Below are 23,059 nucleotides of genomic sequence, written 5' to 3' on the forward strand. Positions count from 1 at the left end.
ATGTCGCTGTTTTCCGAAGCCTCTACCCCGGGTCTTACCCCTGCCGACTACGAGCGCAAACTCGCAGCCCGGGATAAAACCATTGATGTGCTGAAACGCCGCATCGCCCAGGAAGCCCGGCACAGTCACGCCACCCCTTTTGCCATTCTCGAACAAAACGTCGGGCTGGAGAAAGTGGTCGCGCGCAAGACAATGGAATTAGAAAACGAACGGCATGAGCTGGAAAAAGCGCTGGCCGAATTGCGTCTGGCGCAAACTCAGTTACTTCAGGCGCAAAAAATGGAGTCTATCGGTCAGCTCGCCGCCGGTATCGCCCACGAAATTAACACCCCGACGCAGTATGTGTCCGATAATGTCGGCTTCATAAAGGGAGCCACGGACTCGCTGCTAAAACTGCTGAATGCTGCCCTCGCGCTCGCTGACGTTGCGCGCGAAAAAATGGCCGGCGATCCGGCAATGGCAGAGTTCGATACCACATTGAAGCGCACAAAAATTGATTTTCTGCGTCGGCAAATTCCAGGCGCACTGGACGAGTCTCTGGAAGGGCTTGAACATATTGCGCGGATTGTCGCCGCGATGAAGGAATTTTCCCACCCTTCGAAGAATGTGAAGGAGCGGATAGATGTGCGCGATGTGATTAATACCACGGTCACGGTGGCCCGCAACGAATGGAAATATGTGGCGGAGCTCGAAACCAACGTCGCCGACAACTTACCGCAGCTCCCTTGCCTGCGTGACATGGTCGGCCAGGCGATTCTCAACCTGGTGGTCAATGCCGCCCACGCCATTGCGGATACCCTGCAGGAAGGGGTGAAAGAGAAAGGCCGCATCGTTATCTCAGCATTCCAAAACGGCGATTATTTAGAACTCCGTGTCCAGGATGATGGCAGCGGTATACCCGCCGCCATTCGCGATCGCATTTTCGATCCGTTCTTCACCACTAAAGCGGTGGGTAAAGGAACAGGACAGGGCTTAGCGATTGTCTATTCCACCGTGGTGGACAAACATAATGGCAAGATTCGCTGCGAGTCAGAAGAAGGCGTGGGTTCCACATTTATCCTGCAATTTCCGCTCAATTGCCGCAACGAGGATGAGCCTGCATGCAAGTGATGTTCGTTGATGACGAAAGCCGGGTGCTTTCAGGCATTGAGCGCGCCATCATGATGCAAGATACCGAATGGGAGTGCCGCTTCGCCAACAGCGGCCCTGAAGCGCTGATCATGCTGGAAGAGACGCCGGCGGATGTCGTGGTCTCCGATATGCGCATGCCCTTCATGGATGGCGCAGAGTTACTGGCGCAGGTGCGTAACCGCTGGCCAGGTACGATACGCATCATTTTATCCGGCTACTCAGAACCAGGTGCCACCCAGCGTATGCTCGAAGTCGCGCATCGATTTGTCTCTAAACCCTGCGACAATGCGAAGTTAGTAGAGATGATTGAAAGCGCGCTTTCTCTGCGCACGATGTTCAACGATCCGTTAGTGCTCGACGTGGTCGGACGAATCAATCAATTACCAGCCGCGCCGAAGGTGTTTACTGACGTTCAGCATCATCTCAATAATCCCGAGAGCGATGCCCGACAGATTGCCGAATTGCTGAGCAGCGACCCGGCGCTGAGCGCCAAAATCATGCAGCTTGCAAACTCAGTCTGGTTCAACAGAGGTTCGCCGATCCACGATATCGGTAGCGCTATTACGCTGCTCGGCATGGAGCAGGTGAAATTGCTGGTGCTGGCGTCACACTGTTTTACCGATGCGAAAAGAGATCCTTTTGTCAGCGAGTTACGCCGGCGTTCTCTTCTTGCCTCTTCACTCGCCGCCCGGATTGCGGGCCATCAGGGGCTGGAATCCACCGCCGCGCTACTCGCCAATATTGCGAAGCTGATCCCCGAAATGAGCGAGATCGGTAGCGAAACAACCACCTGTAATGATATTCCCATGCATGCAGCGGTGGGCGCTTACCTGCTGGCGGTGTGGGGATTACCGCTGGATATCGTCGACATCGTGGCGGGGCACGCTCAGCCCGCACGTTTCGCACATGGTGTATTTGGTGCGCCTGGTGTGGTGCATGTCGCTGTGGCGCTGGCCAACAACAGCCCCCCCGATCGCGATTACCTTGAAAACGCAGGCGTGCTTGACCAGCTCCCCTTATGGCAACAGATGCTCGCTAACCTACAGGACACTCTTCATGACTGATACCGCCTTGCCCAGGGTGCTGTGCGTAGATGATGAACCTAACGTGCTCGCCGCGATGGAACGAAACCTGTTTGGTGAATTTGATGTAGTCGTGGCACCGGGCGGCGAAGCCGCTCTGGACGCTGTTCGTTGGGGAGAACGTTTTGCGGTGATCATGTCCGATATGCGCATGCCCGGTATGGATGGCGCCACTTTTCTGGCGAAAGCGCGGGAGCTCTCGCCCGATAGCGTGCGGATCCTGCTTACCGGCCAGGCCGATGTGGAGTCCTCTATTGCCGCCATCAATAAAGGCGCCATTTTCCGCTATCTCTGCAAACCGTGTCCGAAAGACGAACTGGTCGCGGCGCTTAATGACGCCGTGCGCCAGTATCGTCTCGTCTGTGCAGAAAAAGAGCTGCTGGCAACCACCCTCACCGCCTCGGTCAAAACGCTGACGGAAGTGCTTGCCATGGTCGCACCGTGGGCCTTTCAGCGGGCGGCGTTCGCACAATCTTGCGTCCGCCACGCACTGCCGAAGCTGGAGTGGCCTGATGAGTGGATTTACACCATTGCCGCATCATTAAGCCAAATTGGGTGTGTCGGTATTCCTGCCGATATCGTTCAGGCTGATGCCGCTCAACGCAAACTCTCCGAGGAGGAGAAAAAGCTGTTGCTCGGGCATCCCGACGTCGCGGGAAAACTGGTAGAAAATATTCCCCGTCTTGAACTGGTCGCCGGGATCATTCGCCACCAGGCAAAAGAGCCGGCACCGAATGTACCGCTTGAGGTTTTACGCGGCGCCCATTTGCTACGCGCAGCCCTTGAGCTGGAGCGGCATGCGGCGCGGGGATGGAGTCTGGAGCGGCCATGGGAAATCTTACGGGCGGCGCACCCACCGTTACCCGAATACATTATTAAATCCCTGTCAGATTTCCGCTCCAATGTGACCGGCGTGCGCTCTGCGCGTATTCGCGAGCTGATGCCGGGTTGGGTGGTTGATGAAGATATCCGCACCACTAATGGCTTGATGGTGCTGACCAAAGGGCACGAATTGACCGACACCGCGATCTCGGCTCTGCAGCGCTTGCTCGCAGCGAACGCCATTGAGGAACCCATCCGGGTTCGCGGGCTGCCAGACAGCAGCGCATCGGTATGATCGGCAAGCGATCGGGAGAGTAATCGCGTCGTTATGCTGCAAGCGGATACACCGTGACAGGCGGGGCAAACTCCCCGCCATAAAGCAACTTTTCGCTCGTTTCGCGGCAAAAAGACGCCATAAACGCAATTTTCACAGAAAGACTAACGCATTGAAATATGTCCCATGTAATATGGCTCCGGGCTATTGCGAGATTTGCATCCATGGTCCAGATTTGATGAATTAACAACTCCCTTTAACACACTCAACGCGCTTTGACGAAACGCCATGAACAAACCTATAAAACGGCTTGAAATCATCAAATACGCCATTGAACTGGAGGATGACGGTATCATCCTCAGCCAGCTTCCTTTACTCAAAAATGAAGTTACGGACCCGGAGTTAGCGTTTATCGTTCACGCGCTTGAAGAGAAAAATTACAGCGAAGCGATGCGCGCCATCACCGTCTGGCTGCAAAACCAGCGCTCAGTGGTCAGTTGGCAGGATCCACAAGTGGCCGCCAGCAAGCTGGAGCTGAAAGCGCTGGAAGAGCAAATGCGCGAACTCATTGATAAACGCAATGCGCGTATCCAGTTGCTGGATGAGTTCAACGATCTCTATTTAACCCGCCTTGGGCCGCTGATGTCACAGATCTTGCGGCTGCGTAAAACGCTGGCTGAAGCGGCGGTACGCCGCCAGGAAGCGGAAGCGCGCCGTCGCGAGGCGGATTATCTGCGCTGCCAGAAATACCTGTCGCAAGCGGTGGAAGTCTTAGTGACATTGACGAAACGCTGGCAGAGCATGCCGCCCCACTCATTGCAGGCGGCAGAAGCACGTAAGCATCTGCAACAACAAAGCGAATTGATTGCCTCGCTGCTTGCCGAAGCGCAGGAGCTGGAACGTGGCCTCACGCGGGAAGAAGAGCCCACGCGCCAGGCGCGTGACGAAGCGCGTCAGGAGTATGAAAGCTACCAGGAGCAGCAGCACGACGCGGAAAAACGCTTTAGCTTTGAGCAGAAGATGAGCGAAGACGAGCGTCATGAGCTGAAACGCCTGTGGCGTCAGGCCAGTAAGCTTTGCCACCCGGATCTGGTGGATAACGAACTGAAAAACGATGCGCACAGCATGATGGTGCAGCTTAACCAGGCGCGCCAGCGCGGCGACCTTAGCACCATTCGCTCGATTTTGACCCGCCTGCAAAAAGGGCTGGAACCCTTAATGGCAAGCGATCGTCTCAACGATCTGCAGCGCCTGCGCCAGCGTATTCTTGAGGTCAAACAGCATATTGCCAGCCTGATTGAAGAGCTGGCAACGCTGGAAAAAGAGGAGTCCTGGCAGTTGATCTCCACGCTTGGCGACAGGGAAACCTACTTCCGCCAGCAGGAGAAAGCGCTGGCGGAGATCCGCCAGACGCTGGAACAGCAGGTCAGCGAAGCCGAGTACGACGAAGTGGCCTGAGCGCAACGAGCCCGGTAATCGCACCGGGCTTAACGCTTATTTCTTGTGCCAGTAAGCTTGCGCACGCACCAGGTGTTGATCGATGTCAGCCGATTCAAAGCGCGTCATCAACGATTTTACGACCTCCCCTTCCCCGGTCAGCCAGATAAAATAGTCGTTTTCCGGCACGCTTATCGCCACCAGCTTGTCGGCAACGGCCTGCGGGTTATGCCCCTGCACCCATTGAATATCAAAACCGTTTACATCCGCGAAATAGTCTTTATAAGCAGCATCCGCACTGCTTACCACTGCCGTCACTTGCGGGCGCACCGCCAGCAAGCTGAGTACCTCCAGGCGGCGGCGCAGCGCGGGCATGCCGGACTCGTCACAAACGTACAGTTGCCAGGCGTAATCTTCCGGCACCACCAGCGAACCGCGAGGCCCACCGATAGTCAATTGATCACCCACCTGCGCCTGCATCGCCCAACTGCTCGCTACGCCGCCGTCGTGAATATAAAAATCCAGCGCCAGTTCGTGGCGGCCGGCATCGTACAGCGGCGTATAGTCGCGGGAAGCCGGTCGCGGGCCATCGCCCCAGACGATACCTTCGTCGGTCACCACTGGCGGCACAAAGTGCGTGCCCGGTTGCGGGAAGAAAACTTTGCAGTGATCGTCAAAGCCACGGGAGGTGAAGCCATCCAGTTGCTCGCCGCCGAGCACAATGCGCTGGAAGCCCGAACCCGCACGTTCGACGCGCAAAACAGTTAACTCGCGAAAGCGCAGCTCATTGCGCACTCGCCGGGGATAGCGTTGAGGATTGGTAGTCATAATCGGCCTTCGTGAACGTGAATACGATATATCTAAATATTGCGCAAATGATAATGATTGTTGATTAGACAGAAGGCAAGATCTTTTATGATATAGCAACGCGAAAGCGCACCGGTTGCTAACAGAACAATTAAAACAATTATAAATCAAATAATTAATATAAATAATGTCGCCAACATTGTTTAAGCAGAGTATTTTAGATATAAATTAGATATATCAAATTATATGAGAAAGCAGCTATGCGCCATCATCACGGCAATGCCGATAGCGAGCACCATCACGGGCACGGAAGCGGCCGCCGCCAGCGCTTTTTTGGTCACGGTGAATTACGCCTGGTGATCCTGCATCTGCTCAGCCAGAACGCCAGCCACGGCTATGAGCTGATCAAAGCCATTGAAGCGCTGACGCAAGGCAACTACACACCCAGCCCAGGCGTGATTTACCCGACACTGGATTTCCTGCAAGAGCAGCAATTTATTACCGTTGGCGATGAAGAAAACGGGCGCAGAATGATCGCCATCACGCCGCCGGGCAGACAGTGGCTGGCGGAAAATCAGCCGTTGCTGACGCAAATTGAGGAGCGCATTAAAGCGCGCAACGTTGGCTATCAGTTACGCAAAAACCCGCAGATGAAGCGGGCGCTGGAGAACTTTAAAGCCGTGCTGGATTTACGGGTGAATCAGGGGGAAGTCAGCGCCACGCAGCTTAAACAGATAATTGGCATTATCGACCGCGCAGCGCTGGAGATTTCACAACTCGATTAAACTGCCTGTGGCACGTCGCGCAGGCGGAATACCTGTACCAGCTCGCGCAGATGCAACGCCTGATCGTTCAGAGCTGCTGCCGCCGCCACAGACTCTTCCACCAGGCTGGAGTTCTGCTGGGTAGTCGAGTCAATCAGGCCAATCGCGCTGTTAATCTGCGAAATACCATCGGTCTGCTCGCGGCTTGCCTGGCCAATTTCGCGCAGGATAACATCCATCTCTTCCACATTACTGACCATGCCGTTAATCAGCGCGCTGGCTTCTTCGACCAGCGCCATACCTTCGCGGGTCTGGCTGGTTGAGCTTTCAATCAGATGGCGAATGTCGTTGGCAGAGGAGGCACTCTTTTGCGCTAACTGGCGTACTTCACCGGCCACCACGGCAAAGCCACGACCGTGCTCACCGGCGCGCGCCGCTTCGACCGCCGCGTTGAGCGCCAGAATGTTAGTCTGGAAGGCAATCGCGTCAATCAGGTTGATGATGTCCGACATCCGGTTCGAGGTGTCGTTAATCACACGCATCTTCTCGGTAACCTGCTTCATCATTTCGCCATTGTTTTTCACCACCGTTGCGGCATCGGCGGAAAGGTGCGTCGCTTCGGCGGTGTGATCGGCGGTGTTTTTCACTGTTGCGGTGATCTGCTCCATAGACGCCGCCGTCTGCTCGACGGAACTGGCCTGCTCTTCGGTTCGGGCCGCCAGATCCTGGTTACCAGCCACAATCTGCGCCGCCGCGCTGGAGATACTCTCAGAGCCGTTTTGCACCTGGTGAACAATCTCGACAAGGCGGTTTTTCATCTCCATCAGCGCACGCAGCAACACGCCGGTTTCATCGCGATGGCGGGAATCAATGGTGCGGGTTAAATCGCCATCGGCAATCGCTTCAGCAAAAGTCACCGCTTCTCTCAACGGGCGAGTGATCATGCGTACGATATACCAGCCAATCAGGCTGCCCATGCCGATACTAACAACCGCCAGCAGGATCAGCATCAAACGGTTAGAAACGAAGTCGTTCTGCACCTGCGTGCCCGCCGTGCGCATCTGTCCATCCTGAATCGCTATCAGCGCCAGTACACGCTCTTTATACGCATTCTGGATTTTAATGGTGTTGGTCATCATCTCCTGAATCGCCCCCCCGCGATCGCCCTTTTTCACCAGATCGAGGATACGGAAGCGGGAATCAAGGTACTGCTGACGAACAGTGCGGATATCCGCGAGGATTTGCTGTGATTTGCTATCGCGCAGGTTTTTGGATAAGTCTTCCAGCAGAGCCGTAATATGGGCGCTAATCTCGGTAAGTTGCTTTTGCGACTCCCCGCTCCATTTGCCGTCGCTATCCAGCAACATCAACTGCTGAGTGCTGACAAAGGTCTGGAAATTATCAATAAGCTGATTGGCTTTTACCGTGGTTGGATAATCTTCGTATACGATCTCTTGCATTCCGTTATTCGCGCGGTTCAGGCTGAAGAGTGACAGACAGGAACTCACTACCATTAACGCAATAAAAAAGCCGAACGCCAGAAATAATTTCGTGCTGATTTTTACATCGTGTAAAAACATATATTCTCCATGGGTTTGATTATTTTATTGACGAAAGTTCCGCGCCTTCACCCAAATGGCACGCTTAAGTCCCTGGCGCAAATTAAAAGAATGCAGCCACTAGCCGTTATCGGTAACGTTAGCGCTAACTTTATGAGTTTGATCGTTTTTTTAGTTACTTAATGAATCTTCTGATAGCCAGCAACGATTAATTGTTATTTATCGATCGTTATATGTGTTCAGCTATATATATTCACAACAGATATTAATGACACTACATTAAAGTTAATTAAAATTTAAATAAACAAACGTGGAATATAATTATACTTCGCAAAATGAATTTAATTTAATAATAAATTAACAAATAATACACATCACCATCACATAAAATGATGGCGGCAGGAAAATTAATTAATAAAAAACCGCCCGTAAGGTGACGGACGGTTTTTTGTTCTTTAAAACGCGATCAGTGCAAGACGGATACAGCATCCTGCAGGCGGTCTGCGCGGTGTTTAACCATTGCCGACACCGCCGCGCTCTCCTCGACCAGGCCCGCGTTTTTCTGGGTGATGGCATCCAGCTCCGCCACCGCACGCGTCAATTCGGAAAGCCCCGTCGCCTGCTCAGAGGTCGACTGGCTAATCTGGCCAATCAGCGCGGTGACGTTTTGCACCTGATTGACAATATCTTCCATCGTCCGGCCTGCGGCATGCACCTGGTCGTAACCAGACTGCACTTTACTGGCGCTGGCGTCGATCAGCTTACGAATATCATTCGCCGCGCTGGCGCTGCGGCTCGCCAGGTGACGCACTTCCCCCGCCACCACCGCAAATCCTTTGCCCTGCTCGCCTGCTCTGGCGGCTTCTACCGCGGCATTCAGCGCCAGAATATTGGTCTGGAAAGCGATGTCATTAATCAGCTTGGTAATAGATCCAATGCGTCCGGTGCTGTCGGCAATCTCGTCCATGGTTTTCACCACCGTCTCCATTGCTTTGCCGCCGTGCGTCGCGGCGCTACTGGCGGAGCTGGAGAGCTCATCTGCCGCCGATGCCGTTTGCGAGTTGTTTTGTACCGATGCCGCCATCTGGCTCATGGTGGCAACCGTCTGCTGCACATTTACCACCGTCTGGCGCGTGCGTTCATTCAGATCTTCATTACCTTTCGCCAGCGTTTCACTGCCGCTACGCACACTGTGAACCTGAGTTGAAACGTCATTGATCAACCAACGGCACATCAGCCCCAGTTGCCCGATCGCCCGCAATGTCAGCCCCAGCTCATCGCTGCGGTTCAGCGGTTGCACGCTATTGCGCTCCCCGGTGGCGACACTCAGCGCCTGACGCGCCACATTTTCCGCCGGGCGAACAATTTGCCACTCAAATGCCAGGCAGCCCAGCAGCATCGCCAGGGTGCTCACCGCCAGCGGCAGGCCGCCTGCGCCGGTAAACCACAACCCGATAAATTGCGCAGCCCACAACAACGTCATTACGCCACGCGCACGCCAGCGTAGCGGCATGCCTGCCAGTTTCCCCCACCAGTGTTTGCTAATGACCAGGCCTTTATAGACACGTTTGTTGCAGCGCCCTTCATTTAACGCTTTGTACAACGGTTCAACAGCGGCGATCTCCTCATCTTTCGCCTCGGTGCGAATCGACATGTAGCCGGTGACTTTGCCATCGCGCACCATGGGAACGGCGTTGGCCCGCACCCAGTAATGATCGCCATTTTTACGTCGGTTTTTGACGATGCCGCTCCACGGCTCGCCCTGCTTCAGGGTGTACCACATATCGGCAAATGCCGCTTTAGGCATATCCGGGTGGCGAACAAGGTTATGGGGTTGGCCGAGCAACTCACTGTGGGAGTAGCCACTGGCATGGATAAACGCGTCGTTGGCGTGGGTAATGTAACTTTGCTGGTCCGTTGTCGACATCAGCGTGGTGTCATCCTCCAGCATAAAGCGCTGTTGGCTGACATAAGGAGGAGAAGACATGATTGCGTCCTATGCAGGTTATATTGCTGTTAAAAATTACTGCGAATGTTATTTCGGCGATAATGGGTTTATCTTTAGTTGTTAAATTTGATTTAGATCGCAATTTGCAATAAAACCCTGATTTTCGTGGGCTCGTTAACCCTATGATTTTAATAATTTCGTCATGTTATCACTGAGTTTTCCTAACACAAACGCCCTATAATCGCGCATTTATTGCACCATATGAGCGCAATGCCACTCATCTCCTCTCTGCAAGCGAACAATTTTTAATCACAAAAGATACAAAATATTAACGTAACGGCATGATTAAATTTTGCGCACCTTCATTTTCCCCTGGCAATTATCCCGATTTATGCTTCCCGCACCGAAGTGGCGTAATCCCTGCAATACTTAAATCGGTATCATGTGATACGCGAGCCCCTGGAGCCCATTTTGAACAGGTTACCTTCCAGCGCATCGGCATTAGCGTGCAGCGCTCACGCACTGAATCTCATTGAAAAGCGAACGCTCGACCATGAGGAGATGAAAGCATTAAACCGAGAGGTGGTGGATTACTTTAAAGAGCATGTCAATCCGGGGTTTTTAGAGTATCGAAAATCTGTTACCGCCGGCGGGGATTACGGAGCCGTAGAGTGGCAAGCTGGCAGTTTGAACACGCTTGTCGACACCCAGGGGCAGGAGTTTTTAGATTGCCTGGGTGGATTTGGAATTTTCAATGTGGGGCACCGTAATCCAGTTGTGGTTTCCGCCGTACAGAATCAACTCGCGAAACAACCTCTGCATAGCCAGGAATTGCTCGATCCATTACGCGCGATGCTGGCCAAAACGCTGGCGGCACTGACGCCCGGCAAACTGAAATACAGCTTCTTTAGCAATAGCGGAACAGAATCCGTCGAAGCGGCGCTGAAACTGGCCAAAGCGTACCAGTCACCGCGCGGCAAATTCACCTTTGTCGCCACCAGCGGCGCGTTCCACGGTAAGTCGCTGGGCGCATTGTCGGCAACGGCGAAATCGACCTTCCGCAAACCCTTTATGCCGCTGCTGCCGGGCTTCCGCCATGTGCCGTTTGGCGACATAGAAGCGATGCGTACGCTGCTTAGCGAATGCCGGAAAACCGGTGATGATGTCGCCGCCGTGATCCTGGAGCCGATCCAGGGTGAAGGTGGCGTGATCTTACCACCTGCCGGTTATCTGCCAGCGGTACGTAAGCTGTGTGATGAGTTTGGCGCACTGCTCATTTTTGACGAAGTGCAAACCGGCATGGGTCGTACAGGCAAAATGTTCGCCTGCGAACACGAAAACGTGCAGCCAGACATTTTGTGCCTGGCGAAAGCGCTGGGCGGCGGCGTGATGCCGATTGGTGCCACTGTCGCCACTGAAGAGGTGTTCTCGGTGCTGTTTGATAACCCCTTCCTGCACACCACCACCTTTGGCGGTAACCCGCTGGCGTGTGCGGCAGCGCTGGCAACCATCAATGTGCTGTTGGAAGAGAACCTGCCTGCTCAGGCGGAGCAGAAAGGCGACATGCTGCTGGACGGCTTCCGAGCGCTGGTACGTCAATATCCGGATCTGGTGCAGGATGCGCGCGGTCGCGGGATGCTGATGGCGATTGAGTTTGTCGATAACGAAACGGGCTACAACTTTGCCAGTGAGATGTTCCGCCAGCGGGTGCTGGTCGCCGGAACATTGAATAACGCGAAAACCATTCGTATCGAACCGCCGCTGACGCTGACCATCGAGCAGTGTGAGGAAGTGCTGAAAGCGGCAGCCAATGCGCTGGCAGCACTGCGGGTTACCGAAGAGCTGGCGTAAACAGACGCATAAAACCCTCTCCCGCCGGGAGAGGGTTTTTTATTGCTTATGGAAAATGAGTGGTTATCAATACGTTCAGCTTTTCTGCCCTATTGTGTTGAGATTTGAATCTCACGTTAAAACATCGTTTGCAGGCGCGATCAATGCCGCCAGGAAAGCGGATGGTTACTCCGGCAGTAAACCAATAAAGCTGCGTTTTTTGCGCGGTTCCGACATCAGTTCTTCCAGCTTCTCCACACACGCCAGGTAGTGCGGCGTCTCTTTATGCGCCAGCACTGCGGCTTCATCCCAATACGCTTCATAAATAAAAAAGCGGGTTTTCACTTTCGGATCCTGCAGCACATCAAAACGCAGATTCCCCGGCTCGCGGATCGCGCCTTCATGATTGGCGCGAAACACCTGTAAAAACTCATCTACCCTGTCCGGTTTAATATTGATTTCTACCAGCGTCACATTCATGGTTGCTCTCCTTGTTTCTCCTCCAGCCAGAACTGGTACGCCTCACGGGCGTGCATGTGCTCGTGTACCACTTTTTTTACCGCCTTGAGCATGGCGAGCGGCGCGCTGGACTGGAAAATATTGCGCCCCATATCCACGCCCGACGCGCCCTGATCAATCGCGCGGAAACACATCTCCAGCGCCTCCTGCTCGGGTAATTTTTTCCCACCAGCAATCACGATCGGCACCGGGCAACTGGCGGTGACTTTTTCAAACCCCTCTTCAACAAAGTAGGTTTTCACAAACTGCGCGCCCATTTCGGCGGCGATACGGCTGGCCAGCGAAAAGTAACGCGCGTCGCGCGTCATCTCTTTCCCCACGCCGGTCACCGCCATCGTCGGCATACCGTAACGGTTGCCCGCATCCACCAGCTTGATGATGTTGTTGATCGACTGGTGCTCATACTCGCTGCCAATATAAATTTGCGCCGCTACCGCGCAGACGTTCAGCCGTAGCGCATCTTCCATCGCCACCGCCACACATTCGTTAGAGAGTTCGGCGAGGATTGAGTTGCCACCGGAGGCGCGCAGCACCACCGGTTTATTGGTGGCGGGCGGCACCACACTGCGCAAAATGCCGCGCGTACACATCAGCACATCGGTTTGCGCGAACAGCGGTGCAATCGACAGATCAATACGCTCAAGCCCGGTGGTCGGCCCCTGGAAATAGCCGTGATCGAACGCCAGCATCACCGTGCGGTTACTCTGTGGGTTAAAGATCCTTGCCAGCCGCGATTGCATGCCCCAGTCCAGCGCACCGCAGCCCTTCAGCGTGAAAGGCACATTTTGCTGCGCGGTGCCCAGTCCAAAGTCTTTGCCATCTTTGATGTCATCTACATCCGCCATCCTGCCTCCCGCAAAAAGCTGTGATAGAACAAGTGATTTTGTGACTGAAGAATGTTCAAAAGCGTAGGCGCTGAACTATATTTACGACCGTACGAGGATCACAGTTTTATCTATGATGCTTGCGAGGGGGCAAAACCCATGAGTTACCTTTTAGCGTTAGATGCAGGAACTGGCAGCATTCGGGCAGTGATCTTCGACTTAAGCGGACGGCAAATTGCCGTCGGCCAGGCCGAGTGGAAACACCTCAGCGTGGAAAACGTCCCCGGCTCAATGGAGTTCGACCTCAACACCAACTGGCAACTTGCCTGCCAGTGCATCCGTCAGGCGCTGAAAAACGCCGGTCTGAGCGGCGCGGATATCCAGTCAGTCGCCTGTTGCTCCATGCGCGAAGGCATCGTGCTGTATAACGCCAATGGCGACGCCATCTGGGCGTGCGCCAATGTGGATTCCCGCGCCAGCCATGAAGTTGCCGAGTTAAAAGAGATCCATGACTGGCAGTTTGAAGCCGAAGTCTACAGCGTTTCCGGGCAGACACTGGCGCTCAGCGCCATGCCGCGTTTGCTGTGGCTGGCGCATCACCGTCCCGACATTTACCGCGATACCGCCACTATCACCATGATCAGCGACTGGCTGGCCTCGCGTCTTTCCGGCTGGTTAGCGGTGGATCCTTCCAATGCCGGAACCACCGGTATGCTCGATCTCTTTACCCGCGACTGGCGACCTGATTTGCTGGATATGGCCGGGTTACGTCCGGATCTGTTATCACCGGTGAAAGAGACCGGCAGCCTGTTGGGCGAAGTCACTCACCTGGCGGCACAAGAGTGCGGCCTGCGGGAAGGCACACCGGTAGTGATGGGCGGCGGTGATGTACAGCTCGGCAGCCTTGGGCTTGGCGTGGTTCGCGCCGGGCAAACCGCCGTGCTCGGCGGCACATTCTGGCAGCAAGTGGTGAACCTGCCGCAGGTGCGCACCGATCCGGAAATGAATATCCGCGTCAATCCGCATGTTATTCCAGGCATGGTGCAAGCCGAGTCGATAAGCTTTTTTACCGGCCTGACCATGCGCTGGTTCCGCGACGCGTTTTGCGCCGAAGAAAAGTTGATTGCCGATCGGATGGGCATTGACGCCTATACCTTACTGGAAGAGATGGCTGGCCGGGTGCCGGCGGGTTCATGGGGCGTGATGCCCATTTTCTCCGATGCCATGCACTTTAAGCAGTGGTATCACGCCGCGCCGTCGTTTATTAACCTCTCCATCGACCCGGAAAAATGCAACAAAGCCACGCTGTTCCGCGCGCTGGAAGAGAACGCCGCCATTGTTTCCGCCTGCAATCTGGCGCAGATTTCGCGCTTTTCCGGCGTACAGTTCGCAAGCCTGGTCTTCGCCGGTGGCGGTGCGAAAGGCGCGTTGTGGAGCCAGATTTTAAGTGATGTCACAGGCCTGCCGGTACGCGTGCCGGAAGTGAAGGAGGCCACCGCGCTGGGCTGCGCTATCGCCGCGGGTGTCGGCGCCGGGTTGTATGACGATATGGCCGCCACCGGCGAACGGCTGGTGCGCTGGAGTCGGGAATTTACGCCAAACCCGGAATATCGCGAGCTGTACGACACCATGATGCTGAAGTGGCAGAAAGTCTACGCCGAGCAGCTCGGGCTGGTCGACAGCGGTTTAACCACCTCTTTGTGGCAGGCACCCGGCTTAACAACCGGCGCCTGACGCGCTTTTCCCTCTCCCGCGTGGGAGAGGGATATTTGAATCCCATCACAATCATTCGCTCCGCCTTTTCCCTTTTCTGCCGCGACGGCTAAAGTAGAACTCATCCGACCACATAACAATAATTTTACATTGGAAGAGAGCATGAGCCACTACCCGTCGCTGTTCGCCCCACTCGATCTGGGCTTTACCACGTTAAAAAACCGTGTGCTGATGGGTTCAATGCACACCGGTCTGGAGGAGCGTCCGGACGGCGCAGAGCGGCTGGCGGCATTTTATGCCGAACGCGCCCGTCATGGTGTCGGGCTGATAGTCACTGGCGGTGTTGCGCCAGCCCTTTCCGGCGTCACTATGGAGGGCGGCGCGGTGCTGCATGATGTCAGCCAGCTTCCCCATCACCGGCAAATCACCGACGCAGTGCACGAGGAAGGCGGCAAAATCGCCCTGCAAATTCTGCACACCGGGCGCTACAGTTATCAGCCGCACCTGGTTGCGCCGTCGGCGTTACAGGCGCCGATCAACCGCTTTATGCCACACGCGTTGAGCCATGATGAGATTCTGACGCTGATTGATGATTTCGCCCGTTGCGCCGCGCTGGCGCAGCAGGCCGGTTACGACGGCGTTGAGGTGATGGGTTCTGAGGGCTACCTGATTAACGAATTTCTCGCCGCGCGCACCAATCATCGTGAAGATGAATGGGGCGGTGATTATGCCCGACGCATGCGCTTTGCACTGGAAGTGGTACGCGCCGTGCGCGAGCGCGTCGGCAGCGACTTTATCATTATCTATCGCCTGTCGATGCTGGATCTGGTCGAAGGCGGCGGTACGCTTGAGGAAACCATCGCGCTGGCGCAGGCAGTGGAAGCCGCAGGCGCGACGATTATTAATACCGGTATTGGCTGGCACGAAGCGCGCATCCCAACCATTGCCACACCAGTGCCGCGCGGCGCGTTTAGTTGGGTCACACGTAAGCTGAAAGGCAAAGTGAAGGTGCCGCTTATCACCACCAACCGTATTAACGATCCGCAAGTTGCCGACGAGATCCTCGCGCGCGGTGATGCCGATATGGTGTCGATGGCGCGCCCGTTTCTGGCCGATGCCGAGTTTATGTCGAAAGCGCAGACTGGCCGTGCGGATGAGATCAACACCTGCATCGGTTGTAACCAGGCCTGCCTGGATCAGATCTTCGTTGGCAACGTCACCTCCTGCCTTGTAAACCCCCGCGCCTGCCATGAAACGCTGATGCCGGTGCTTCCCGCTGTGCAAAAGAAAAATCTGGCGGTGGTCGGCGCAGGCCCCGCCGGGCTGGCGTTCGCCATTAATGCCGCCGCGCGCGGGCACAGCGTGACGCTGTTTGACGCCCAGGCGGAGATTGGCGGGCAGTTTAATGTCGCCAAACAGATCCCCGGCAAAGAGGAGTTCTACGAAACGCTGCGTTACTACCGGCGGATGATCGATCTGACCTGTGTTACGTTGCGCCTGAATCAACGCGTCGATCCGACCACCCTGCTGGGCTTTGACGAGGTGATCCTTGCCAGCGGCATTGAACCGCGAATGCCGCCGATCGACGGGATCGATCATCCGAAAGTGCTGAACTACCTCGATGTGCTGCGCGATAAAGCGCCGGTGGGCGAAAGTGTGGCCATTATTGGCTGCGGCGGGATTGGCTTTGATACCGCGATGTATTTAAGCCAGCCGGGCGAGCCAACCAGCCAGAACATCGCCGAGTTTTGTGTGGAATGGGGTATTGATACCAGCCTGAATGAAGTCGGCGGTTTGCGCCCGGAAGGGCCGCAGTTGCCGAAAAGCCCGCGGCGCATTGTGATGTTGCAGCGTAAAGCCAGTAAACCTGGTGAAGGCCTTGGGAAAACGACTGGCTGGATCCACCGTGCCACGTTGCTGTCGCGCGGGGTAAAAATGATCCCGTCGGTCAGTTATCAAAAGATCGACGATGCCGGTTTGCATCTGTTGATCGGCGGCGAACCCCAACTGTTAGCCGTCGATCATGTGGTGATCTGCGCAGGCCAGGAGCCAAAACGCGAGCTGGCGGAACCGCTGCGCGAAGCAGGTAAAACAGTGCATTTAATCGGTGGCTGCGATGTGGCGCTGGAGCTGGATGCCCGCCGGGCGATTGCGCAAGGAACAAAGCTGGCGCTGGTAATTTAAAATAACTGGCTTAAAGCTTTCCGACCCCAGCCTGGCTGGGGGGTTTCTATGGATAACAAAGTGGCCCGCAAAGCGGGCCACTTTCCGTTAGCGTTTCTTACGCACTTTCACCGCTTTAAGCACCACGAACTTGTTGTTGGTGGCGAGGGTTTCGCAGTTGCCAAATACGCGTTTTAGCTTGCGGAAATAGTCGAGATGGCGGTTGCCGACAATGCGCAGCTCGCCGCCATATTTCAGGCAGTAACGCGCATCGTTAAACATCTGCCAGGCAATATGATCGGTAATCGCGCTCTGCTGGTGGAACGGCGGGTTACACATTATCGCATCAAACCTGTCCGGCTCCACGCCGGACAGCGAGTTATTAATCATATATTCGCTGCGCTCCACCGCTTCCGGCAGGTTCGTTTCCACATTAAGCCGCGCGGAAGCTACCGCCATCGCCGACTCGTCGGTGAACAACACACGGCTGTTCGGGTTTTGCGCCAGCAGTGTTAAACCAATCACACCGTTACCACAGCCCAGATCAACCATCTCACCGTCAACGTTTTCCGGCAGATGTTGCAGGAAAAATCGCGCGCCTATATCCAGCCCGCTGCGGGAAAAGACGTTGGCATGGTTATGGATAGTCCAGTTCGTGCCATCCAGTTTCCAACTGGCGAGCATGGCACTCTCGTCAAGCGCAGGCGCGCTAAACGTACAGTTGATAAGCCGCGCTTTTTTCCATGCCAGCGTGGTGGTAGTCGGCCCAAGAATTTTTTCAAACAGCGCTAACGTCGAGTTGTGGATATCGCGCGCTTTCGCCCCGGCGATAATCCGCGTTTGCGGTGTCACCACGTTGCGCAGCGCACGCAGTTGCTGCTCAAGCAGCGCCAGCTGTTTTGGCACTTTGATAAGCACTAACGACGGGTTTGCAGGCAGCGGACGCAGGCTGTCTTGCAGCGTAACGGCGGTTTCGTCCAGATCGTTAATGCGCAAGTTATGCTGCGTCGCCAGCTCCGCGATACAGGAGTCGTTGACGGAAACAGGGCGATGCGACGCCAGCGCACAGGCCAGCGCGCCGAAGCTGTCGTTAAAAATAAGAACCGGGCCATCGACCTCATTCACCTGTTGCAGCAGATACTCATCCGCCGCGTCCCACGCCTGTAGCGACGCCTCTTCCACGCCGACAGGGAATCTGTCTAAAGTGAATGATTGTCCGTTTAACTCAACCTGGCTCATCGCCCCTCCGTAATGCTAAAATTCGCGCGTTTTATCGCTTAATTATCCGGAGATGTAAACACATTTCGCCATGAACAAGCTGACCTATCTTCAGGGCTACCCTGAATCCCTGCTGACGCAGGTTACTGCCCTGATTGAACAGAACCGGCAGGGCGAGGTGCTGAAAAAGCGCTACCCGGAAAGCCACGACATCACCACCGATAAAGCGCTTTATCACTATACGCAAGAGTTGAAAAATCAGTATCTGCGTAACGCCGCGCCGGTGAATAAAGTGATGTATGACAGTAAAATCCATGTGTTAAACAACGCGCTCGGCCTGCATACGGCGGTCTCGCGTGTGCAGGGCGGCAAGTTAAAAGCCAAAGCGGAAATCCGCGTCGCCACGGTGTTTCGCGACGCGCCAGAAGCCTTCTTGCGGATGATCGTAGTTCACGAGCTTGCGCATCTGAAAGAGAAAGAGCACAACAAAGCGTTCTACCAGTTGTGCTGCTATATGGAGCCGCAGTACCACCAGCTTGAGTTTGATACGCGGTTGTGGCTGACGCAGCTTACGCTGGATCGCAACGGGTGACATTTTGACCATGGCCTTTTGTGCTTGTGCGGGGCAGTGCACTGGTTTTGTCATCTCGTCGTGGTAGAGTGGCCAAAGATCCCTTTTACGGAGAATTAGCGCCTGTATGATACGTTTCGCTGTCATAGGTACGAACTGGATCACCCGCCAGTTTGTCGATGCCGCCCATGAAACGGGCAAATATAAACTCACCGCCGTTTTTTCCCGCAGCCTTGAACAGGCGCAAACTTTCGCCAACGACTACCCGGTCGAACATCTGTTTACCTCGCTTGAGGATATGGCGCAAAGCGATGCGATTGACGCGGTTTATATTGCCAGCCCGAATTCCCTGCACTTCCCGCAGACCCAGCTTTTTCTGCGTCACAAAAAGCATGTGATCTGCGAAAAACCGCTGGCCTCCAACCTGCGTGAAGTGGAAGCGGCTATCGCCTGCGCCAGGGAAAATCAGGTGGTGCTGTTTGAAGCGTTCAAAACCGCCAGCCTGCCGAATTTTATATTGCTGAAACAAACGCTGGCCAAAGTGGGTAAGCTCCGTAAAGCCTTTATCAACTACTGCCAGTATTCGTCGCGCTACCAGCGCTACCTGGACGGAGAAAACCCGAACACCTTCAATCCGGCGTTTTCTAACGGTTCAATTATGGATATCGGCTTTTACTGTCTGGCGTCCGCCGTGGCGCTGTGGGGCGAGCCGCACAGCGTTCAGGCCACCGCCAGCCTGCTGGAAAGCGGCGTGGATGCGCATGGCGTAGTGGTGATGGATTACGGTGATTTCAGCGTCACGCTGCAACACTCAAAAGTGAGTGATTCAGTGCTGCCGAGCGAAATTCAGGGTGAAGCCGGATCGCTGGTGATTGAGAAAATCTCTGAATGCCAGAAAGTCTCGTTCGTGCCGCGCGGCGGCAAAGCGCAGGAACTGACACAGCCGCAGCACATCAATACCATGCTGTATGAAGCGGAAACCTTTGCCCGCCTGGTGGAAGAGAACGAAGTCAACCATCCAGGGCTGGATGTCAGCCGGGTCACGGCAAAACTGCTGACGGAAATTCGCCGCCAGATTGGCGTTGTGTTCCCGGCAGATGACATTGGCGAACAGCTTCCGGCGTAAAGGTTCGTAAAGCCTGCAGGGTTTCACATTGACGGAATCAATGTGCTGACATATTTTGTTACCTGCAAAGGGGAGTAACTTCATTGCCGGTGGATCGTCATTACGATGCGTATATGCATCCGGTCGCCGGGCGTCTTTCCAGACGTAAGTGAGACCTTGCCGGAAGGCGAGGATCCATTGCACCTAAAGCAAACGGCTAACCTCTTCCGATGTTAGCCTTTTTTGTTTTCAGGTAAGGATTCACACAATGAATACTGTCGGCACACCGATGTTATGGGGCGGCTTCGCGATTGTGGTCGTGATTATGCTGGCCATCGACCTTCTGCTTCAGGGGCGTCGCGGCGTCCATACGATGACCATGAAGCAGGCGGCCGCCTGGTCTGTGGTTTGGGTCAGCCTCTCCCTGCTATTCAACGCCGCTTTCTGGTGGTATCTCACGCAAACCGAAGGACGCGCCGTTGCCGACACGCAGGCGCTGGCGTTTCTCACCGGGTATTTGATTGAAAAAGCGCTGGCGGTCGATAACGTCTTCGTCTGGCTGATGCTGTTTAGCTACTTCGCTGTACCGGCCGCGTTGCAGCGCCGGGTGCTGGTTTACGGCGTGCTCGGCGCGATTGTGCTGCGCACGATTATGATTTTCGCTGGCAGCTGGCTTATCACCCAGTTCTCGTGGCTGCTGTATGTCTTTGGTGCCTTCCTGCTCTTTACCGGGGTGAAAATGGCGCTGGCGAAAGAGGACGAAACCGGGATCGGCGACAAACCGCTGGTGCGCTGGCTGCGCAGCCATTTACGCATGACCGACACCATCGAAAATGAGCACTTTTTCGTGCGTAAAAATGGCCTGCTGTTTGCCACGCCGCTGCTGCTGGTGCTGATTCTGGTTGAGCTGAGTGATGTGATTTTCGCGGTCGACAGTATCCCGGCGATTTTTGCCGTGACCACCGATCCGTTTATCGTGCTGACTTCAAACTTGTTTGCGATTCTGGGCCTGCGTGCGATGTACTTCCTGCTGGCGGGCGTAGCGGAGCGTTTCTCGATGCTCAAATATGGTTTGTCGGTCATTCTGGTGTTTATCGGCATTAAGATGCTGATTGTCGATTTCTTCCATATTCCGATCGCCATCTCGCTTGGCGTGGTGGGCGGCATCCTTGTGCTAACCATGCTGCTCAACGCGTGGGTTAACCACCAGAACGACAAGAAAAATAGGGCGTAAGCCGTAAATGGCCGCTCTGCCAGTGTGCGGAGCGGCCATTTCATCAGCCTTGTCGCCTTTATCACAAAACGTTAACACAAAAAATCAAAAAGCCGCGCCAGGCCGGAAAAGTGCGCTGTTACCCCTTCCGTGTTGCCACAGAGTCCATATACTCCTTTCTGCAATCAAATGTTACATCCTGACAAATGCCACCCTAAAAAGGCATGCGGGATGCGACTCCACAACACGAAAGGAACATGGCATGACAACGCACCGCTCCACCGGGTTACTGCAACGCTTGATTGATGGCAGCCTGGTGAAACAAATTCTTATTGGCTTAATTCTGGGTATTTTACTGGCGTGGATCTCCACTCCCGCCGCTATTGCGACAGGTATTCTGGGCACGCTTTTCGTCAGCGCGTTAAAAGCGGTGGCACCGGTTCTGGTGTTAATGCTGGTAATGGCCTCCATCGCCAGTCATCAACAAGGGCAAAAGACGCATCTGCGCCCGGTTCTGGTGCTTTACCTGTTAGGCACGTTCACTGCCGCGCTGACCGCCGTGCTGGTCAGTTTCCTCTTCCCTTCCACGCTTCAGCTTGTGCCAGGCGCCAATGATGTCGCGCCGCCATCCGGCATCGTGGAGGTGTTGCGCGGTTTACTGACCAGCATGATCGCCAACCCGGTGACTGCGATCATGGACGCGAACTACATCGGCATTCTGGTGTGGGCCGTGGGGCTGGGCTTCGCGCTGCGCCACAGTAACGAGAGCACCAAAAATCTGGTACAGGATATGGCCGGCGCGGTGACCTTTATGGTGCGGATCGTGATCCGCTTTGCGCCGATCGGCATTTTCGGCCTCGTCTCATCTACCCTTGCGACATCCGGTTTTGGCGCACTGTTAGGCTATGCGCAACTGCTGGTGGTGCTGGTGGGCTGCATGGCGTTTGTCGCACTGGTGGTTAACCCGCTGCTGGTGTACTGGAAGATCCGCCGCAATCCTTTCCCGCTGGTCTTTACCTGCCTGCGCGAAAGCGGCGTCACCGCCTTTTTCACCCGCAGTTCAGCGGCGAATATTCCCGTGAACATGGCGCTGTGCGAGAAGCTGAATCTCGATCGCGATACCTATTCAGTTTCTATCCCGCTGGGTGCCACCATTAACATGGCGGGCGCGGCAATCACCATTACCGTGCTGGCGCTGGCGGCAGTGCATACGCTGGGCATTACGGTTGATGTGCCGACGGCGCTGTTGCTGAGCGTGGTGGCGTCGCTCTGTGCCTGTGGCGCGTCCGGTGTGGCGGGCGGCTCGCTGCTACTGATCCCGCTGGCCTGCAATATGTTTGGTATTTCCAACGATGTGGCGATGCAGGTGGTAGCGGTCGGCTTTATTATCGGCGTATTGCAGGACTCCTGCGAAACCGCGCTCAACTCCTCTACCGATGTGCTGTTTACCGCGGCGGTGTGCCAGGCGGAAGATGAGCGGCTGGTGAATAATCCTCTGCGTAACTAATCTTTTTGGCTGCCTTCACCGGGCAGCCGGTTTCTCTTGCTGCGCGGTCTCGACTTTAAACGGGTCGATGCCGCGTTTTTGCATGCGCCAGAAGCGGATAATGTTCAGGCCATTCATCACTAAAAAGCTGCCTTCGATCAGCGAACCGCCAATCGATCCGAGCCAGATATTGTGGATCACCCAGCAACCGGTTGAGCACCAAATCACGCAGCGCATCGGCAGGCCTTTAAAACGAAACAGCGCCCAGGTGCTGACGATCGTACCGGCAACAGGTAACAACTCCATGGGATGGTGAAATTTCGCCAGCCCTAAGCCACCGGTAAGCACAATAAACAGCGCCATTATCCACACGCTACGGGTACGCAAAGTAATCAGGGTGCGAATGGCGTTAAGCATGGCGCTGGAGCCGGCAGGAAATGCGCCCATCAGAAAGAAATGTACGCCGATAATGGCGCTGTAGACCGAGAGTTGTTTTTTGAAGCGCCGTTCATCACGGTTGATAAAGGTTGTAATACCAATCAGAAAGGCAATGACACCAACGCCCTGGGCAAGCCAATACGTGGTCATGAAAA

Annotated in this window: 19 protein-coding genes; 12 read left to right on the plus strand and 7 right to left on the minus strand. The window is 55.1% G+C overall.

Annotated elements, in window-relative coordinates:
- The 4 genes from IP581_RS20095 (at nucleotide 1) to IP581_RS20110 (ending at nucleotide 4,767) form a co-directional block, all read left to right on the plus strand.
- Nucleotides 1-1,110, plus strand: coding sequence for a sensor histidine kinase (locus tag IP581_RS20095; protein WP_193821235.1), 1,110 nt, complete (start codon nucleotides 1-3; stop codon nucleotides 1,108-1,110).
- Nucleotides 1,101-2,195 (plus strand): HDOD domain-containing protein, encoded by a 1,095-nt coding sequence (locus IP581_RS20100; RefSeq protein WP_193821236.1) that lies wholly within the window; start codon nucleotides 1,101-1,103, stop codon nucleotides 2,193-2,195. Before IP581_RS20095 ends, IP581_RS20100 begins: the two co-directional genes overlap by 10 nt.
- Nucleotides 2,188-3,330 (plus strand): response regulator, encoded by a 1,143-nt coding sequence (locus IP581_RS20105; RefSeq protein ID WP_097400766.1) that lies wholly within the window; start codon nucleotides 2,188-2,190, stop codon nucleotides 3,328-3,330. The genes IP581_RS20100 and IP581_RS20105 overlap by 8 nt, the downstream gene beginning before the upstream one ends.
- Before the next feature lie 267 nt (nucleotides 3,331-3,597).
- Nucleotides 3,598-4,767, plus strand: coding sequence for a coiled-coil domain-containing protein (locus IP581_RS20110; RefSeq protein ID WP_086870229.1), 1,170 nt, complete (start codon nucleotides 3,598-3,600; stop codon nucleotides 4,765-4,767).
- Nucleotides 4,768-4,803: 36 nt separating this feature from the next.
- Here IP581_RS20110 and IP581_RS20115 read toward each other — a convergent pair whose 3' ends face one another.
- A complete protein-coding gene (locus IP581_RS20115; RefSeq protein WP_193821237.1) occupies nucleotides 4,804-5,574 on the minus strand; it encodes a siderophore-interacting protein in 771 nt (256 codons plus the stop codon).
- Nucleotides 5,575-5,813: 239 nt separating this feature from the next.
- Here IP581_RS20115 and IP581_RS20120 point away from each other — a divergent pair, with 239 nt between their 5' ends.
- Nucleotides 5,814-6,338, plus strand: coding sequence for a PadR family transcriptional regulator (locus tag IP581_RS20120; RefSeq protein WP_086870223.1), 525 nt, complete (start codon nucleotides 5,814-5,816; stop codon nucleotides 6,336-6,338).
- On the opposite strand, the gene IP581_RS20125 is transcribed toward IP581_RS20120, so the two are convergent.
- Entirely contained in the window at nucleotides 6,335-7,897 is a 1,563-nt protein-coding gene (locus IP581_RS20125; protein WP_193821238.1) for a methyl-accepting chemotaxis protein, read from the minus strand. The two genes, IP581_RS20120 and IP581_RS20125, sit on opposite strands and share 4 nt — an antisense overlap.
- A 445-nt stretch (nucleotides 7,898-8,342) precedes the next feature.
- On the minus strand, nucleotides 8,343-9,863 hold the full coding sequence (locus tag IP581_RS20130; protein ID WP_086870218.1) for a methyl-accepting chemotaxis protein: 1,521 nt from the start codon (nucleotides 9,861-9,863) through the stop codon (nucleotides 8,343-8,345).
- A 432-nt stretch (nucleotides 9,864-10,295) separates the two neighbouring features.
- Here IP581_RS20130 and ygjG point away from each other — a divergent pair, with 432 nt between their 5' ends.
- Complete coding sequence (gene ygjG / locus IP581_RS20135; protein ID WP_167372801.1) at nucleotides 10,296-11,675, plus strand: putrescine aminotransferase; 1,380 nt, start codon at nucleotides 10,296-10,298, stop codon at nucleotides 11,673-11,675.
- 165 nt (nucleotides 11,676-11,840) lie between these two features.
- Here ygjG and lsrG read toward each other — a convergent pair whose 3' ends face one another.
- Together lsrG and lsrF are read right to left on the minus strand one after the other, a co-directional pair.
- A complete protein-coding gene (lsrG, locus tag IP581_RS20140) occupies nucleotides 11,841-12,134 on the minus strand; it encodes a (4S)-4-hydroxy-5-phosphonooxypentane-2,3-dione isomerase (RefSeq protein WP_193821239.1) in 294 nt (97 codons plus the stop codon).
- On the minus strand, nucleotides 12,131-13,018 hold the full coding sequence (gene lsrF, locus IP581_RS20145) for a 3-hydroxy-5-phosphonooxypentane-2,4-dione thiolase (RefSeq protein ID WP_193821240.1): 888 nt from the start codon (nucleotides 13,016-13,018) through the stop codon (nucleotides 12,131-12,133). Before lsrF ends, lsrG begins: the two co-directional genes overlap by 4 nt.
- Nucleotides 13,019-13,156: 138 nt before the next feature.
- On the opposite strand from lsrF, the gene lsrK reads away from it, so the two are divergent.
- Nucleotides 13,157-14,731 (plus strand): autoinducer-2 kinase, encoded by a 1,575-nt coding sequence (lsrK, locus tag IP581_RS20150; protein WP_193821241.1) that lies wholly within the window; start codon nucleotides 13,157-13,159, stop codon nucleotides 14,729-14,731.
- 141 nt (nucleotides 14,732-14,872) lie between these two features.
- Nucleotides 14,873-16,894: an NADPH-dependent 2,4-dienoyl-CoA reductase gene (locus IP581_RS20155; RefSeq protein WP_193821242.1), complete on the plus strand. Its 2,022-nt coding sequence runs from the start codon at nucleotides 14,873-14,875 to the stop codon at nucleotides 16,892-16,894.
- Between the two features lie 87 nt (nucleotides 16,895-16,981).
- On the opposite strand, the gene rlmG is transcribed toward IP581_RS20155, so the two are convergent.
- The gene (gene rlmG, locus IP581_RS20160) at nucleotides 16,982-18,112 is read right to left on the minus strand and encodes a 23S rRNA (guanine(1835)-N(2))-methyltransferase RlmG (RefSeq protein WP_097400758.1); all 1,131 of its coding nucleotides are present in this window, start codon (nucleotides 18,110-18,112) and stop codon (nucleotides 16,982-16,984) included.
- A 70-nt stretch (nucleotides 18,113-18,182) separates the two neighbouring features.
- Here rlmG and IP581_RS20165 point away from each other — a divergent pair, with 70 nt between their 5' ends.
- The 4 genes from IP581_RS20165 (at nucleotide 18,183) to sstT (ending at nucleotide 22,487) form a co-directional block, all read left to right on the plus strand.
- Entirely contained in the window at nucleotides 18,183-18,683 is a 501-nt protein-coding gene (locus IP581_RS20165) for a M48 metallopeptidase family protein (RefSeq protein ID WP_193821243.1), read from the plus strand.
- A gap of 106 nt (nucleotides 18,684-18,789) precedes the next feature.
- Nucleotides 18,790-19,788 carry a Gfo/Idh/MocA family protein gene (locus IP581_RS20170; protein ID WP_097400756.1) on the plus strand — a complete coding sequence of 333 codons (999 nt, stop codon included), beginning with the start codon at nucleotides 18,790-18,792 and terminating at the stop codon, nucleotides 19,786-19,788.
- Nucleotides 19,789-20,035: 247 nt separating this feature from the next.
- The gene (locus tag IP581_RS20175; RefSeq protein WP_086870199.1) at nucleotides 20,036-21,001 is read left to right on the plus strand and encodes a TerC family protein; all 966 of its coding nucleotides are present in this window, start codon (nucleotides 20,036-20,038) and stop codon (nucleotides 20,999-21,001) included.
- A 241-nt stretch (nucleotides 21,002-21,242) separates the two neighbouring features.
- Complete coding sequence (gene sstT, locus IP581_RS20180; RefSeq protein WP_086870197.1) at nucleotides 21,243-22,487, plus strand: serine/threonine transporter SstT; 1,245 nt, start codon at nucleotides 21,243-21,245, stop codon at nucleotides 22,485-22,487.
- Between the two features lie 15 nt (nucleotides 22,488-22,502).
- On the opposite strand, the gene IP581_RS20185 is transcribed toward sstT, so the two are convergent.
- Nucleotides 22,503-23,054: a YgjV family protein gene (locus tag IP581_RS20185; protein ID WP_193821244.1), complete on the minus strand. Its 552-nt coding sequence runs from the start codon at nucleotides 23,052-23,054 to the stop codon at nucleotides 22,503-22,505.
- Nucleotides 23,055-23,059: the final 5 nt, after the last annotated feature.

Origin of the sequence: Kosakonia pseudosacchari, from assembly GCF_015167415.1 — a bacterium.
Lineage (GTDB): Bacteria > Pseudomonadota > Gammaproteobacteria > Enterobacterales > Enterobacteriaceae > Kosakonia > Kosakonia pseudosacchari.